Here is a 14,463-nt window from a genome sequence, read left to right as displayed (position 1 = left end):
CGTGGCAGGCGTGCCACTTGAGATACCAGAGGAAGTCCGCCGAAGCGCCGCACTGTTTCTGTCTACAGTGGACCGAGCCGCACCAGGGCTGGTGACCGGTTTTTACCTGGTCGGCTCGGTCTGCTTCGGCGACTTCCACGCTCGCGGCGCCGGACGCGGGCGGCTGAGCACGGCCAGCGACATCGATTTCGTCGCGGTCACTGATCGACGCATAGCGCCAAGTGAGATATCAGCACTGGAACAGGCGCATGCCACGACGGTCGCCCAGTTCCCGAAGCCGCATTTCGACGGCTCCGTACTGACCTGGGCCGACCTCGCCGCCGGACCGGACGCCTGCCCGGACGTTCCGTGCGCACAGGAAAGCCGGTTCACCGCGGCGGGCCGCGACGGCGTCAACCCGGTGATGTTCTGCGAACTCGCCAGTCGCGGGATCGCGCTGCGCGGGCCGGAACCGTCCGATGTGGACGTTTGGGCGGACCAGGATGCCCTGCGCGCGTTCACTGTCGACAACCTGAGCCGTTATTGGCGGCCGTGGTGGGAGAAGAACCGACGCACGAGCGCGTTGTCGCTCGCGATCGGAATGAGCCAGTGGTTCCCGGTATGGGCGGTGCTCGGGGTAAGCCGTCTGCACCATCTGCTGGCCACCGGAGAGATGACGTCCAAATGCGGCGCGGGGCGTTACGCCGCAAGGGAATTCGACTCGCGATGGCAGCGCGTCGTCGCGGAGAGCTTGAGCCTGCGCACCGAAGGCGCGGAAGGCCGTCGCAGTTACCGGAATCCTCTAGCGCGACGACGCGACACGCTCGCATTCCTGGACGCCACGATCGACGACGCGCTCGCGAAGTGTTCGGCGGCGAGGCCGTCGCGTTCGAAATCGAGGCGGAACCAGTCCAGCAGCCGGGGCAGGTTGCCGGATTCGCCGTGAAGCCGCTGCCTTCCGGACGGCTTGGCGAGCGCGGGCTGCAACGCGCGGGAGCAGCGCGGGATCGGGGTTGCCGTCGGCGAGGTCGCGCACGCCCGGACCGACCGGGGGGCCGAGTGCGCGGTTCATCGGCGCGGTTCGTTCGAGCACGCGCGTCCCAGCGCGGCCGGCGGATGCGACGAGGCCGCGGTTGCGCAGAGTCCGGTAGGCGGCGTTGACGGTCGCCGGGCTCACCGCGAGCCGCACGGCGAGTTCGCGCCCGGCGGGCAGCCGCGCGCCAGCCGTCCGGCGGAGCTGGCACCCTCGACCGACAGTGCGATCTCGGCCGCCGTCCCGCCGGACAGCGCCGCCTCCTCGATCGGGTCGCTCATCTGTCCGCACTAGCACGATCGGGGAAATCCCGTGGTCAAGTGCACCGGGGTTGACCTTCAAGCTGCTTGAAGCCCGATGATGGGCCGGTGTCCGACCTGCTCACCATTGGTGCGTTCGCCCGCCGCTGCGGCCTGACTGCCAGCGCGCTGCGCTTCTACGCCGATTCCGGCCTCGTGCGGCCGATCCGGGTCGACGAGGAATCCGGCTACCGCTACTACTCCCCCGGCCAGGTCTCGGCCGCGCTGCTCGTCCGGCGGTTGCGGGAGATCGGCCTGCCGCTGGAGCGGGTCGCCGCGGTCCTCGCCGCGGAGCCGGCCGAAGCGGCCCGGATCATCGACGACCACGTCGCCGGGTTGGTATCTCAGGTGCGGCAGGCTCGAGAAACAGCGGCTGCGGTGAAAGCGGCGCTGGGCTCGACGGCTCCCGTGCAGTCGGTCCGGCTCACCGGGCCGGTGTTCACCGCTGCCGTCGAGCAGGTGCTGACCGCGACGTCGCAGGACCTGCCGGTGCTCAACGGCGTGCACCTCGAAGTCTCCCCGGAGGCGATCGTGCTCACTGCCACCGACCGGTACCGACTCTCGACCCGCACGCTGGTCCCGGCCGAGCCGAGTGCGTCCAGTTGGACCGCGACCATCGACGCCGACGACCTGCGGCTCGCGATGCCGTGGACGCGCCGTCAGCACGAACTGCGGCTGAGCGTGCGCGACGACGAGGTCCACTTCCACGGCGACGATACGACGGTACGAACCTGCCGCACTGTCGCCGACGAATTCCCTGACTACCGGCTGATGCTCGCTTCGCTGCCAGAAGTCCGTACGCGGGCGGTGATATCTCGAAACGCGCTTGTGGGATGTCTGGAACGCCAATACACCCCGCAGGTCCAGGTGACTCTCTCCGCCGGGGAGGTCACGGTGGGAACCGAAGCCATCCCCGCAGACGTCACGGGACCGCCGATCTCGCTCGCCTTCGCCGTGAGCACGCTGCATCCCGCGATCAGCACCGCCGTCGGCCCGGACGTAATGCTGGACGTCGCGGCCCCGCACCTGCCGGTCGTCGTGCGCTCAGCCGACGACGGCGACCTGACCACCCTTGCCATGCCAGTGAAAGGAACTGCCGGATGACAGACACGATGGCCGAGATCACCGCCGCGGTGACGCAGGGCCGCACTGGCGCGACGGACGCCGCGCGGTCGCGTCTGCAAGACCTGTGGGACGAGATCGGACCGGCCGGTGATCCGTTCTACCGCTGCGTTCTGGCGCACTACCAGGCAGATCTGTTCGTTGACCCGGCAGAGGCACTGGTCTGGGATATCAGAGCCCTCGACGCCGCGGCGGCGGTGACCGACGAGCAGGTGCAAGCCCACGACGACGGGCTCCGGATCGCGGGCTTCTATCCGTCACTGCACCTGAACTTGGCCGACAATTTCCGCCGCCTCGGGTCGTTCTCCGCGGCAGCCGAGCAGATCGCAGCAGCGCGAAAACCGCAGGACGCTCTCGCGGACGACGAGTACGGTGCGATCATCCGACGGGCGATCGACGGTGTCGCGGAGGCCATCGAACGCCGGTCCACCGAACGACGCACGACGGCACCAGGAGTCGAATAGTTGGAACAATGGCTGTCGGATTGGTGCCTCACGCACCTCGGCACCGCACCGGTCGACGTACTGTTCAAGGCGCGACAAGTCTCGACGGTGCACGGTCTGCGCCTCGAGGACGGCCGGAAGGCCGTGGTCAAAGCCCGCCCGGACGACGGCCGCGCCATCGCGTGCGTCGCGGCGCAAACGCAGCTGGCTGAGCGAGGCTTTCCCTGCGCACGACCGCTGACGCCGGCCGTCATGGTCGGTTCCCTAGCCGTGCACGCCGAGGAATACCGCCCGGGCGGAGACGTCGTTCCCGGGGACTCGCCGGACGTTGCCACGCGTTATGCCGAGGTATTCGCCCGCCTGCTGGCTGCCCTCGACGGGATCTCGGTGAAGCCACCGCTGCCGAACCCACGCTGGCTGCGCTGGGATCACGCCGACCCTGGTTTGTGGCCAGCGATCGACTTCCTGGACGAACGAGACCAACGCCGTGTCCCCGAGGAGGTAACCAAAACCGCCGACCGAGCCCGACGCCGACTGCTCGCGGCCGACGAGCCGAACGTCCTCGGCCACGGCGATTTCGAAGCGCAGAACCTCCGCTGGGATATCAACGAAGGCTGGACAGTACATGATTGGGACAGCCTGGCATGGCAGCCGGAAGCGGCGCTCGCGGGAGCGGCGAGCGGGATGTTCCCGAGCACTATCCCGCCGACGCTGGCACCAATCGAGAGCTCCGCGGCGTTCCTGGAGTCCTATCAGGACTTCCGAGGCCGCAGATTTTCCGCGGCCGAACTAGAAGTCGCGTGGGCGGCGAGCTTGTGGCCGGCCGCGTACAACGCCCGATGGGAAGCGCTGCACGGAGATCCGCCGATTTGCGGTGCCGCGCTTCGGGAGCAGGCTGCTGAGCGCCTTCGTCTCGCGAACGCCTGAGCACGGTGGGGATCCGGGCGGTTGCCGCGCTGGGGGACGCCGCAACCGCCCGGAGGTGTTACCGGATGTCGCGGATCAGCGCGCCCACGATCGCGTCTATCCGGTTCGACTGGGCCTTCGAATAGTCCGCCGTGTCGATGAACACTGTCACCGAGCGTTCTCCGTCCTCGGTCACCGCGTTGCGGAAGTCGTGGCCGCTGGCCATGCCGCCGCTGTGACCCCAGGTCGGGAAGTTCGGGGTCAGTTCATACCGCTGCAGGCCTAGGCCGTATCCCTCCCCGCCGTCGTCGAGGACGGTCTTTTTCATTTCCGTCAGCAAGGAGGCGGGCAGGAGTTTTCCGCCCAGCAGCGAGGTCCAGAATTTCGTCGTGTCCGCCCCAGTGGAGATCAATTCTCCGGAGGCATCCGCTTCGGAGACGTTCCATTCCGTGGTGTCGACGCCGTCGGTGTACGACCGCAGGTCCGGTTCGTCGATCGTGGTTTCGTCGCCGGGCCAGTAGGTTTCGTGCAGGCAGAGCGGCTTGATGATCCGTTCGGTGAGTTCCGTGCCGATGCTGCGGCCGGTCACCTTCGTGACCACCATGCCTGCCAGGTTGTAATTCGTGTTGGAGTACGCGAAACCGGACGGGGCGCGGTCAGGCGGAGCAAGAGAAAGGGCCTGTTTGACGGTCTGGATCGGGTCGAAGTGTTCCCAGCGGTGCGCCTGGTCGTCCTTCCAGAACGGCGAGTCCAGGTAGTCCGGCAGGCCGCTCGTCTGCTGCAGCAGCTGCCGGACGGTGATCTTGCGACCGTCGTACCGGGCGGTGCGGATCAGGCCGGGCAGGTAGTGGTCGACCGTTTCGTCCAGGCTGATTTTGCCCTCGGCGACCAATTGCAGGACGACTACCGCGGTCCAGGTTTTGGTGTCACTGCCGATTCTGGAGTGTTCGTCGCCGGTGATCGTGCGCCCGGTCTCGGTGTCGGCTTTTCCGACGCCTCCTTTCCACAGGCCGCAGTCCGGGCTTTGCACGGTCAGCACGATTCCGGGGAGACCGACCTTTTTCAGTCCGTCGAGCGCGGTTTGGATGGGTTTGGCGGAACACGCGGCCGCGGAGGCTGTGGTCGTCGGCGCGACCACCAATGCCGCGGTCACCGCCACCGCTGCGGCGGCACTAGTCCAAGCTCGCATGTCGTCTCCTTCTGCTGGAATCTTCAGACTGCGAAGAGCGTTTGCGAAGCGACGGTGTGCCGGTGCAGCGCGGCCGGGTCCACGGCGACGCCGCCACCCGGACCGTCTGGAATGGACAGACAACCGTCTTCGAGTTCGAACGGTGCGGTGAGGTCGGTGGCGTAATATCGGCTCGACGCTGAGATATCATTGGGCAGTACGAAACCGGGCAGCGCGGCGAGGGCGAGGTTCTGCGCGCGGCCGATGCCGGTTTCGAGCATTCCGCCGCACCACACCGGGATTCCGTGCGCGGCACACACGTCGTGGATTCGCCGCGCTTCGAGATATCCGCCGACGCGACTGGGTTTGACGTTGATGATCCGGCACGCTCCCAAGCGGATCGCGAACGCGGCGTCGCGGGCGGAGCAGATCGATTCGTCCAGGCAGAGCGGGGTGCGCAGGAGTTTCGCGAGTTCGACGTGCCCGCCGAGGTCGTCCGCGGCGAGCGGCTGTTCGAGCTGGACCAGGCCGAATTCGTCCAACCGGCGCAGATGCTCGGCATCGGAGAGGGAATAGGCGGTGTTCGCGTCGGCCTGCAATACCAGGTCGGGACCGAACTCGGTGCGGACCGCTCGCACGGGTTCGAGGTCCCAGCCGGGTTCGATCTTCAGTTTGATCCGGACGTAGCCCTCGGCCAGATATCCAGCGACAGTGTCGATCAATTCCGTTACTGTGTCAGTGATTCCGACGGACACTCCGGCCGGGATGCGATCGCGCACACCACCGAGGTAAGTCGACAACGGCATCGCGTAGGCGCGGCATTCGGCGTCGAGGATCGCGGTTTCGAGCAGCGCCTTCGCCAGCGGATTGCCCTTGACCGGAGCCATCGCGCCCGCGACCCGGGCGGCGGTCAAGTGCGGCAAGGCGGTGACGCGCGGGACGAGATGGTCGCGCAGGATCCGTTCGGCTCCGACGGCGAACTCCGGGCTGTACACCGGTTCCGGGTCGCCGCCGAATTCCGCCCAGCCCTCGCTGACATCGGTCACCACGTGCAGCAGGAGGGTGTTGCGTTCGGTGTCCACCGAGCAGGAAGTCCGAAATGGACGGACGAGCGGGAGGCTGACCTCGATCAGGTCGATCCGTTCGAGTTTCACGCTCGCTCCCCTCCGGTCAGGCGATACCAGCCGGACCGGCTGAACCCAGTCCCCGTATAGCCCTCGGCGAACAACGGGACGAAAACGTCGCGGATCGCGTAGCGCCACTCCGCGCCCAGCCGCGCGTCCAGGCGCCGCAGGCCCACGATGTCGGCCGGGACCCGGCACCAATACCCGGAGCCGTCGCGGACCAGGAACGGCTCGCCGTCGGGCGCGCGGCGCGGGTCGATCTCCGCGGTCGTCAGGTCCGGACCGGAAAGCCGGGCGGGATTCGGCTCCCGCAGCGGCCACACCGCAGTGCATCGGTCGGTTTCGTCCGCGCCGTTGACGCCGTCGTCGATCTGGCCGTAGAAGTCCACTGTGTACTCGGTCCCGTGCGCGCCGAGCTTCGCCAGGTTGAAATGCGCGTTGCGGCTCACCAGCGGGTCGAAGGTCCAGACCATTGTTTCCGCGCCCTGGTCGAGCGCCCACACCCGCTGAGCCTGTTTGAGCGCGAAGCCCACTCCGCGGTCGCTCGCACGCGCGGCGGCGATCAGCGAATAGACCGCGCGCGTCACGGGCGGACAGAAAATCAGCGCCGACGCCGCCTGGATGCCCTCGTCATCAGCCGTGTAATGCACCGCGCCGCCCGCGTGGACGACGGCGCGCAGTGCGTCCGCGCCGAACGGTGGGTGGGATTCCGGCGTCTGCCACACCTTGGCGAGAAACCGCGACACCGCTTCGAGCGTCCGGACGTCGTCGGCCAGCAGGATCCGGACGTCGGCCCGGTTCGCGGCGCGCGAGGCGGTCGAGACGGCCGCGTCCGGGGCCGGAGGGAGTACGGTCGCGGGTGCGCCTGGTGGAACGTGCATGCTGACAGCCTCGCGGCCGGATCGTCCGGGTGCGTGCAGTGCCGGTCCAGAGATTCCGCGGATGTTTTGTGCGTCTGGCTAAAGAGGTGACGATGCTCGATCCGGAGACGCCCGATCTCGCGCAGGTCCTCGACGCGCTCGGCGCTTCGCTGCTGCAGCCGGTCACCCCGCCGCCGGACCGGCCGGTGCCGGTGTCCGGCGTGCTCATCCACGAGCGGCGCGGCGTCGCACCGCCAGGGCAGGACACCATCCTGCTCGCGGTCGGGGCCGATCCGGCCGAAGCGAAAGATCTCATCAACTCGGCCGTGGGATATTCAGCGCTGGTGGTGAAGAGCTTCGGCGAACCCCTCACCGAGCTTTCCGACGCCGCGCGGGACGCCGGGGTGGTGTTGCTTGCCGCCGACGAAGCCGTGCCCTGGCACCACCTCGAGGCAATGATCTCCTCGGCGCTCGCACCCGCCGTCCGCACGCCCGGCGCGCCGGCGGCCGGCGATCTGTTCGCGCTGGCCAACGCCATCGCCGGAATGGTCGGCGGAGCGACGACCATCGAAGATCCCAACCGGCGGATCCTGGCGTACTCGACGCTGCCCGGCCAGCCCATCGACGACGGCCGCCGCCAGGGCATCCTCGGACTGCAGGTGCCGGAGGTGCCGGTCTTCTACGACGACCAGTACCGCGAACTCGCGCGGGTGCGCCAGACCTGCCGGTTCCCGTCGCTGCCCGACGGGCTGCCCCGGCTCGGCGTCGCGGTGCGGGCGGGCAGCGAGATGCTCGGGTCGATCTGGGTGGTCGACGCCGAAGACAGCCTCGACGAGACGGCCGAGCAGGCGCTGTTCAACGCCGCCGAGATCGCCGCACTGCACCTGCTGGCCGCGCGCACGGCGGTCGACGTTGTCCGCCGACGGCGCGCTGACCTGCTGCAACGCCTGTTGGCCGACCCGAGCAGCGTCACCGCCGTCTCCCCGCAACTCGGCTTGGACCCGGACGCGCCGGTGGCGGTGGCCGCGTTCACCGTCTCCGATCCCGAAGACGTACTGGCTGCTCACGCGGCGACGCGGCTGGCCGATTTGGTGAGCCTGCATTGCGAGGCGCACTACGGACGGCACGGTTGCGCGTTGATCGACGGGACGGTTTACGCGCTGCTGCCCAAGGGACCCCACCGCGAACTGGTCGCCGACATCGCCCGGCGAGCGCACGGTGCGCTGCGGATGCCGGTGCAAGCCGGGCTCGGGGCGACAGTCCCCGGGCTCCGGTCGATCGCGTCCTCCCGGGCCGACGCCGACCTGGTCCTGCGGACTCTGGCGGAACAACGCACCTCTCCGGAGGAGTGCCAGGTGGCGGCGATCGAGGAGGTCTGGGCCGGGGCGACGCTGTCGGTGCTGGCGCAGATCCTGGCCGGGGACGAGTCTTTGCCGCGGCGGTTGGGGCCGGCCGTGCGGGCGCACGACGTCGAGCACGGGACCACTTACGCGCCGACGATCCTGGCCTATCTCGACACTAATGGCGACATCGCCGCGGCGTCGGCGCGGTTGTCGGTGCATCCGAACACTATCCGGTACCGGCTTTCGCGGGCGGAGGAGATCTTCGGGTTCGATCTGGCGGATCCGGACGAGCGGCTGGTGCTGTGGCTGCGGTTGCGATTGGGGGATCAGCTCGGGTGGTAGGGCCGGGGGTGAGTCCGGTTTGGATGGACGGGCTTGGCTCGGTTCTGGGGAGTGGTTCGGATGGCAAACCTGGCTGCGGTACTGGCGAACGGTTCAGGTGGGAGGCAGGTCGGCGGGCCCGGCGCTGATACTGCCCGGAGTTACCGCGCTCGCTCAGGATCGAGGATCAGCTCACCGGCAAACCTCACCACCGCCCTGGCAAACAGCTCAGGTCGGAGGCAGACCGGTCAGGCCCGACGCTGAAACTGTCCGGGCGCACCACGCTCGCTCAAGTTCAAGGATCAGCTCAGCTGGCAAACCTCACCACCGCCCCGGCAAACAGCTTGGCCGGGACCGCTCGGCCGGGACGCAGAGCGGTCAGGCCCGGCACCGAACTGGCCCGCACCAACCTTGTGGCCCCTTCCCGCCCTACCGCCCCCGCCGAACCGCGCGCCCAGCCAGTACCCCGGTCGGTTTGCCATCCTGTAGGGCTGGCTGTCCATTCACCAGGACGTGCCGCATCCCGTCGGCATAGCGGTGCGGGTCCAGATACGTCGCGTTGTCCTGCACAGCCGCGGGATCGAACACCGTCACGTCCGCGAACGCACCCGGTCGCAGCACGCCGCGGTCAACCAGGCGCAGGTTCGCGGCGGGCAGGCTCGTCATCCTCCGCACCGCCTCCTCCAGGGGCAGCACGCCTTCCCGGACCCACGGGCCGAGCACTCGTGCGAAGGCGCCGTACGTCCGGGGATGGGTGGACGTCTCCGTGAACGGCGCCTCCGCCGGGATCGCCTCGGAATCCGTGCACACCGAAACCCACGGCTGTTTCAGTGCGCGCCGCGTGTCCGCCTCCGAGGCGGTGAACAGGGCGACCATCAGATTCGGTTCCGCCGCGACGAGGTCCAGCAGGGTGTCGAGCGGATCTCCCCCACGACTGGCCTCGGCGAGCGTCTGACCCGGCGCCGCAGCACCCGAACCTCCCAGCAGCAGGATTCCCTCCGCACCGCCGGATCCGAGGTACAGGTTTTCCCAGTCTTGCCGCGGCTCGAGGATGGCGGCTTTGATCTCCGAGCGGATCGACGGGTTGGCGATGCGCGCGGCCAGCTCGCCGCCGTCGTGGAAACGTGGCGGGATGAAGGCGGAGAGGAAGGTCGAGCCCGCGTCGTACGGGTAGATGTCCGCGGTGATGCCGAGTCCGTCGGCTCGCGCCTGCTGGACCCGGTCGAGCACAGTGGACATCAACGGCCAGTTCTGTTGTCCGGAAGCCTTCAGGTGATATATCTCTGCTCGCGCAGAGGATTCCCGGGCGATCCGGATCAGCTCGTCGACTGAATCGACCAACCTGTCCGACTCACCGCGGATGTGCGAGATGTACAGCGCGTCGTGCTTGGCCAGCACTCGTGCGTACGCGATCAGTTCCTCGGTGGACGCGTAGCTGCCCGGTGCGTAGATCAACGCCGAGCCGACACCGAGTGCACCTGCCGCCAGTTCCTCGTCCAGCAGCGCACAGGCGGCGGTCAGCTCATCGTCGGTGAGCGGGCGGTCTTCGTTGCCGGCGAAGGGCATTCGGAGATTTTCCGCGCCGACGAAGCTGCCGATGTTGAGTCCGGCGCCGCTGAGGTCGGTCAGGAAGCCGTCGAGCCGGGGCCAGCTGGTCCGCATGCCGAACAGCGGCGCTTCGGCGGCGACGAGGTCGGTCATCCGGCCGGTGACCGGGCCCATCGAGCGGCCTTCGCCAAAGATCTCAGTGGTGATGCCTTGATATATGTCGGACAGTCCACGCGGGTCCAGCTGGAGGGTTTCGTAGGCGTGGCTGAGCACGTTGACGAACCCCGGGGCCACCACGCAACCTTCGGCGTCCAGGACAGGAGCGTCGGCGTCCCGGAAGTCGCCGATCGCCTCGATCCGGTCCCCGGCTATCGCTACGTCCGCGCGGCGGGCAGCGGTTCCGGTGCCGTCGAGTACTGAGCCACCTCGGAGGACGAAATCGGCGGACATCAGGTTCCTTTCCTTAGGGGCGCGGGGCAGGATCAGACGTGTAGACATGCGGTTTCGTGGTCGCCGGTCGTGACCAGCGGCGGGTCGGTGCGCTCGCAGTCGTCGGTGCCGACCGGGCAGCGCGAGCGGAATCGGCAGCCGGACGGGATGTCGACCGGGTTCGGTGTCTCGCCGGTGAGCAGCTGCGGTTTCGCCTGCTGATCCCGGTCTCGTCGCGGGACTGCGGACAGCAGTGCCTTCGTGTAGGGGTGCTGCGGGTTGTGCACGACCTCCCGCGCCGGTCCCTGTTCGACGATCCGGCCCAGGTACATCACTACGACCCGGTCGGCGAAATGCGCGGCCGTGGACAGATCGTGGGTGATCATCAGGATCGCGGTGTCCTGGTCCTTGCGCAGAGTGTCCAAAAGGGACAGCACACCGGCGCGCACCGAAACGTCCAACATGGACACTGGTTCGTCGGCGAGCAGGACGTCCGGGTCGAGCACGAGTGCGGCGGCGATGGCGACGCGCTGGCGTTGGCCGCCGGACAGTTCGTGCGGGTAGCGGTCCAGGAATGCTTGTGCCGGCGAGAGGCCGCTGCGTTCCAGGGCATCCTCGGCAAGCGCGACCCGTTCCGCTTTGGACCCGCCGATCCCGTGGATCAGCATCGGCTCGGCGAGGATGTCCCGCACCCGGCACAGCGGGTCGAGCGATTCGTACGGGTCCTGATAGATCATCTGGACCCGTCGGCGGACCGGGCGCAACCGACGTTCCGACAGCCCGGTGATCGCGTTGCCTTCCAGCCGGACGGTACCGCCGGTCGGGGCGATCAGACCGCAGATCGCTGCCGCCGTAGTGGATTTCCCGCAGCCGGACTCGCCGACGACGGCGACCATCTCGCCGCGTCCGAGCCGGAAGCTGATGCCGTCCACGGCGTGCACGACGCTGCGCGGACGCCGTGCCAGCGCGCCGGCGACGCCGCGGCGCATCGGGTAATGGATCGAGAGGTCGTCGACCTCCAGCAGCGCCTCGGTCATGCCGTCACCACGCTCTCGGTATGGAAACACGCCGCCCGATGCCCCGGACCGGCCGTGGTCAGCAGGGGCAGCTCGGAAGCACAGCGGTCCATCGGGACATCGCAGCGGGGGCGGAACGGGCAGCCGACGACCTCGGTGTCCAACCGCGGCGGAGCGCCGGGAATCGAGACCACCGGTTCGTCGCCGTAGAGGTCTGGCGTGGCGGAGAACAACAGCCGCGTGTAGGGATGCTGCGACTCCCAGCTCAGTTGGTACGCCGCGCCCTCTTCTACCATCTTTCCGGCGTACATTACCGCGGCACGGTGGCAGAATTGAGATACCAACGGCAGGTCGTGGGTGACCAGGACCAGTGCCATGCCGAGTTCGTCGGTCAGCCGGGCGAGCAGTTCCAGAATCTGTGCCTGCACCATCACGTCGAGCGCGGTGGTGGGTTCGTCGGCGAGAAGCACCTTCGGCTCGCAGGCCAGTGCCATCGCGATCGACAATCGCTGCCGCATGCCGCCGGAGAACTCGTGCGGGTATCGATCAGCTGCCGCAGCTGGGATACCAACGAGCTCGAGCAGCTCCCGCGCGCGCCCGCGTGCCTTCGCCCGGCGCGCGATGCCGTGGGCGAGCATCGGTTCCGCGATCTGCCAGCCGACTGTCTTGACCGGGTTGAGCGCGTTCATCGCGCCTTGGAACACCATCGCGATGTCCCGCCACCGATGCCCGCGCATGGATTCCTCGCCGCCGGCCAAGATCTCGGTCCCGGCGATGGAAACGCTGCCGGCCACGGTCGCGGTCTGCGGCAGCAAGCCGAGCAACGCCAGGATGGTCGTCGACTTCCCGCAGCCGGATTCGCCGACCAGCCCGTACCGTTCGCTCGGAGCCAGCGCGAAGCTCACCCCGTTCACCGGATGCACCTGACCGCCGTCCGGCAGGTCGAACCATACGTGCAAATCGTTGCACTCCAAGACGTTCATCGGGCGTCCGCTCCTCTTCCGGCCAGTGTCCGCACTCGCCACCGGCGTCCGGACAGATGGGAAACCTTGAGCCGGGGGTTCAGCGCGTCCTCGATGGCCCGTCCCAGCAGGAAGCAGCCGATGCTCACCGCGGCGATGACGAATCCGTCCGGCACGATCGCCCACCAGGCCCCGGAACTGATCGCGGTGCGGGCGAAAGCGTGTTCCAGGATCGTGCCCCAAGTCGTGACACTCGGGTCTTCCAAACCGAGAAAGGCCAACGCTGTCTCCAGGTAAATCGCGACCGAAACGGTCAGCACGGTATTGGCGATCAGCAGCGGACCCGACTGCGGCAGGATGTGCCGGACGATCACCCGCGTATTGCTCGCGCCAAGACCGCGGGCCCGTTTGACGTAAGCCCGTTCGCGCAGCGACATCACCTCCGCGCGCACGATCCGCGCGGTCGTCGTCCATTCCAGCAGGCCGATCACCAGGATCACGTGGAACAGGCTCGGACCCCACACCGCGGCGATCACCATGGCCAGCACCAAATCCGGCAGCACCAGCAGCACGTCGGTGATGCGCATCAGCACCGCGTCGACCCATCCGCCGAAGTACCCGGACAGGATCCCGATCGTGCCGCCGAGTAGCATCGCGACGAGCGTCGCGGCGAACCCTACGACGAGTGACGTCTGCCCGCCGCGCATCAGCAGCGACAGCATGTCTACGCCGCCGTCGTCGCAGCCGAGCCAGTGGTGCGCCGACGGCGGTTCGAAAACCGCACAGGACCGTTCAGTGATGCTGTAGGGCGAGACGTACGGCGAAACAATCGCCATCGTCACGAAAAACCCGAGGATGACGAGACCGGCGACCGCGGTTTTGTGCTCTCGCAGTACTTTTCGGAAGATTCCGGTGCGGCGCAATTCGGCCGGGACGACAGTGGTCATGCGCGGACTCTCCGATCAAGACGGAAGTAGACCAGGTCGGCGAGGAAGTTCAGCAGGATCACCGACACCGTCAGGAGCAGGAATCCGCCTTGCACCATCGGGTAGTCGCGCTGGCTGAGCGCGGTGTAGGTGGCCATGCCGATGCCCGGCCAGCTGAAGATCACCTCGATGAGGACCGCGCCGCCGACGACGTAGCCGAGATCGAGCGCGACCATGGTGACCATCGGCAGCATCGCGTTCCGCACCGCGTGCTGCCAGACCACCCGCCGGTCCGAGAGACCCTTGGCGCGCGCGGTGAGCACGTAGTCCTCGCCGAGGGTTTCCAGCATCGAGGACCGCACCACCAGCGTGTAGCCGCCGTACGCAGTGAGGATGAGCGTGATCGTCGGCAGCACCATGTGACTCGCCACGTCGCCGAGGTTCTGCCAGAACGGCGGGCTGTCGAACAGGAACAGGTCGGACATCCCGCCGGCCGGAAGTATCCCAGCGAACAGGATCAGCAATACCAACCCGAGCCATTGAGACGGGAATGAGTACACCAGCGTCGCCAGCCCGGTGTTGAGGTGGTCCAGCGCGGAGTTGCGCCGCCACGCCGCGATCACCCCGGACAGGATGCCGAGCACGATCGCGCCGAGCGTTCCGACGCCGGCCAGCAGCACGGTGTTCTTGAGGTCCTCGACCAGCAGATGGGTCACCGGCTGCTGGTACGTGAACGACACTCCGAGGTCGCCGTGCAGCAGATTCTTGAGGTAGATCAGGTATTGGTCCCATTTGGACTTGTCGAGTCCGAAGCGGACCATCAGCGCGTGCTGCAGTTCCGGGGTCGCGTGCGGTATCCGGGACAGGTTGGTCACCGCGTCGCCGGGCAGGACCCGGAAGAGGAAGAAGTTCGCGGTGACGGTGAGAAAGATGGTCACCACAGTGAAAACGCCGCGGCGGAGCAGGTAGTCGAGACTGCGCATC

Annotated in this window: 14 protein-coding genes; 5 read left to right on the top strand and 9 right to left on the bottom strand. The window is 67.8% G+C overall.

The window, feature by feature from the left end; genetic code table 11:
• Positions 1-10: 10 nt before the first annotated feature.
• Positions 11-925 carry a DUF4111 domain-containing protein gene (locus ACZ7OI_RS39965; RefSeq protein WP_470269327.1) on the top strand — a complete coding sequence of 305 codons (915 nt, stop codon included), beginning with the start codon at positions 11-13 and terminating at the stop codon, positions 923-925.
• Positions 926-1,152: 227 nt separating this feature from the next.
• Here ACZ7OI_RS39965 and ACZ7OI_RS39960 read toward each other — a convergent pair whose 3' ends face one another.
• Positions 1,153-1,293, bottom strand: coding sequence for a hypothetical protein (locus ACZ7OI_RS39960; RefSeq protein ID WP_470269326.1), 141 nt, complete (start codon positions 1,291-1,293; stop codon positions 1,153-1,155).
• 87 nt (positions 1,294-1,380) lie between these two features.
• On the opposite strand from ACZ7OI_RS39960, the gene ACZ7OI_RS39955 reads away from it, so the two are divergent.
• The 3 genes from ACZ7OI_RS39955 to ACZ7OI_RS39945 are packed head-to-tail and all read left to right on the top strand — an operon-like array spanning position 1,381 to position 3,803.
• Entirely contained in the window at positions 1,381-2,415 is a 1,035-nt protein-coding gene (locus ACZ7OI_RS39955; RefSeq protein ID WP_470269325.1) for a DNA polymerase III subunit beta family protein, read from the top strand.
• Complete coding sequence (locus ACZ7OI_RS39950) at positions 2,412-2,897, top strand: hypothetical protein (protein ID WP_470269324.1); 486 nt, start codon at positions 2,412-2,414, stop codon at positions 2,895-2,897. Before ACZ7OI_RS39955 ends, ACZ7OI_RS39950 begins: the two co-directional genes overlap by 4 nt.
• Positions 2,898-3,803 carry a phosphotransferase gene (locus ACZ7OI_RS39945; protein ID WP_470269323.1) on the top strand — a complete coding sequence of 302 codons (906 nt, stop codon included), beginning with the start codon at positions 2,898-2,900 and terminating at the stop codon, positions 3,801-3,803.
• A 58-nt stretch (positions 3,804-3,861) separates the two neighbouring features.
• Here ACZ7OI_RS39945 and ACZ7OI_RS39940 read toward each other — a convergent pair whose 3' ends face one another.
• The 3 genes from ACZ7OI_RS39940 to ACZ7OI_RS39930 are packed head-to-tail and all read right to left on the bottom strand — an operon-like array spanning position 3,862 to position 6,955.
• Positions 3,862-4,971, bottom strand: coding sequence for a serine hydrolase domain-containing protein (locus ACZ7OI_RS39940; protein WP_470269322.1), 1,110 nt, complete (start codon positions 4,969-4,971; stop codon positions 3,862-3,864).
• 23 nt (positions 4,972-4,994) lie between these two features.
• Positions 4,995-6,104 carry an o-succinylbenzoate synthase gene (gene menC / locus ACZ7OI_RS39935; RefSeq protein WP_470269321.1) on the bottom strand — a complete coding sequence of 370 codons (1,110 nt, stop codon included), beginning with the start codon at positions 6,102-6,104 and terminating at the stop codon, positions 4,995-4,997.
• On the bottom strand, positions 6,101-6,955 hold the full coding sequence (locus ACZ7OI_RS39930) for a hypothetical protein (protein ID WP_470269320.1): 855 nt from the start codon (positions 6,953-6,955) through the stop codon (positions 6,101-6,103). The genes menC and ACZ7OI_RS39930 overlap by 4 nt, the downstream gene beginning before the upstream one ends.
• 92 nt (positions 6,956-7,047) lie before the next feature.
• Here ACZ7OI_RS39930 and ACZ7OI_RS39925 point away from each other — a divergent pair, with 92 nt between their 5' ends.
• Positions 7,048-8,619, top strand: coding sequence for a PucR family transcriptional regulator (locus tag ACZ7OI_RS39925; protein ID WP_470269318.1), 1,572 nt, complete (start codon positions 7,048-7,050; stop codon positions 8,617-8,619).
• Between the two features lie 408 nt (positions 8,620-9,027).
• Here the strand turns inward: ACZ7OI_RS39925 and ACZ7OI_RS39920 are convergent, their stop codons facing one another.
• Genes ACZ7OI_RS39920 through ACZ7OI_RS39900 form a run of 5 tightly spaced genes read right to left on the bottom strand, consistent with a single transcriptional unit; the run spans position 9,028 to position 14,462 of the window.
• Positions 9,028-10,596 carry an N-acyl-D-amino-acid deacylase family protein gene (locus tag ACZ7OI_RS39920; protein ID WP_470269317.1) on the bottom strand — a complete coding sequence of 523 codons (1,569 nt, stop codon included), beginning with the start codon at positions 10,594-10,596 and terminating at the stop codon, positions 9,028-9,030.
• A 32-nt stretch (positions 10,597-10,628) separates the two neighbouring features.
• Positions 10,629-11,612 carry an ABC transporter ATP-binding protein gene (locus ACZ7OI_RS39915; protein ID WP_470269316.1) on the bottom strand — a complete coding sequence of 328 codons (984 nt, stop codon included), beginning with the start codon at positions 11,610-11,612 and terminating at the stop codon, positions 10,629-10,631.
• Positions 11,609-12,574 carry an ABC transporter ATP-binding protein gene (locus tag ACZ7OI_RS39910; protein WP_470269315.1) on the bottom strand — a complete coding sequence of 322 codons (966 nt, stop codon included), beginning with the start codon at positions 12,572-12,574 and terminating at the stop codon, positions 11,609-11,611. The genes ACZ7OI_RS39915 and ACZ7OI_RS39910 overlap by 4 nt, the downstream gene beginning before the upstream one ends.
• A complete protein-coding gene (locus ACZ7OI_RS39905; protein ID WP_470269314.1) occupies positions 12,571-13,500 on the bottom strand; it encodes an ABC transporter permease in 930 nt (309 codons plus the stop codon). Before ACZ7OI_RS39905 ends, ACZ7OI_RS39910 begins: the two co-directional genes overlap by 4 nt.
• Positions 13,497-14,462: an ABC transporter permease gene (locus ACZ7OI_RS39900; protein ID WP_470269313.1), complete on the bottom strand. Its 966-nt coding sequence runs from the start codon at positions 14,460-14,462 to the stop codon at positions 13,497-13,499. The genes ACZ7OI_RS39905 and ACZ7OI_RS39900 overlap by 4 nt, the downstream gene beginning before the upstream one ends.
• Position 14,463 lies beyond the last annotated feature (1 nt).

This window comes from Amycolatopsis sp. NPDC114503 (genome assembly GCF_055633655.1).
The sequence above is the reverse complement of the archived record's forward strand: the minus strand, read 5'-3'. Positions and strand labels throughout refer to the sequence as shown.

Coding starts and splice junctions, on each gene's coding strand:
- ACZ7OI_RS39960 (WP_470269326.1), bottom strand. CDS start 1,293: ATGAGCGACCCGATCGAGGAGGCGGCGCTGTCCGGCGGGACGGCGGCC.
- ACZ7OI_RS39950 (WP_470269324.1), top strand. CDS start 2,412: ATGACAGACACGATGGCCGAGATCACCGCCGCGGTGACGCAGGGCCGC.
- ACZ7OI_RS39940 (WP_470269322.1), bottom strand. CDS start 4,971: ATGCGAGCTTGGACTAGTGCCGCCGCAGCGGTGGCGGTGACCGCGGCA.
- ACZ7OI_RS39930 (WP_470269320.1), bottom strand. CDS start 6,955: ATGCACGTTCCACCAGGCGCACCCGCGACCGTACTCCCTCCGGCCCCG.
- ACZ7OI_RS39925 (WP_470269318.1), top strand. CDS start 7,048: ATGCTCGATCCGGAGACGCCCGATCTCGCGCAGGTCCTCGACGCGCTC.
- ACZ7OI_RS39920 (WP_470269317.1), bottom strand. CDS start 10,596: ATGTCCGCCGATTTCGTCCTCCGAGGTGGCTCAGTACTCGACGGCACC.
- ACZ7OI_RS39915 (WP_470269316.1), bottom strand. CDS start 11,612: ATGACCGAGGCGCTGCTGGAGGTCGACGACCTCTCGATCCATTACCCG.
- ACZ7OI_RS39910 (WP_470269315.1), bottom strand. CDS start 12,574: ATGAACGTCTTGGAGTGCAACGATTTGCACGTATGGTTCGACCTGCCG.
- ACZ7OI_RS39905 (WP_470269314.1), bottom strand. CDS start 13,500: ATGACCACTGTCGTCCCGGCCGAATTGCGCCGCACCGGAATCTTCCGA.
- ACZ7OI_RS39900 (WP_470269313.1), bottom strand. CDS start 14,462: ATGCGCAGTCTCGACTACCTGCTCCGCCGCGGCGTTTTCACTGTGGTG.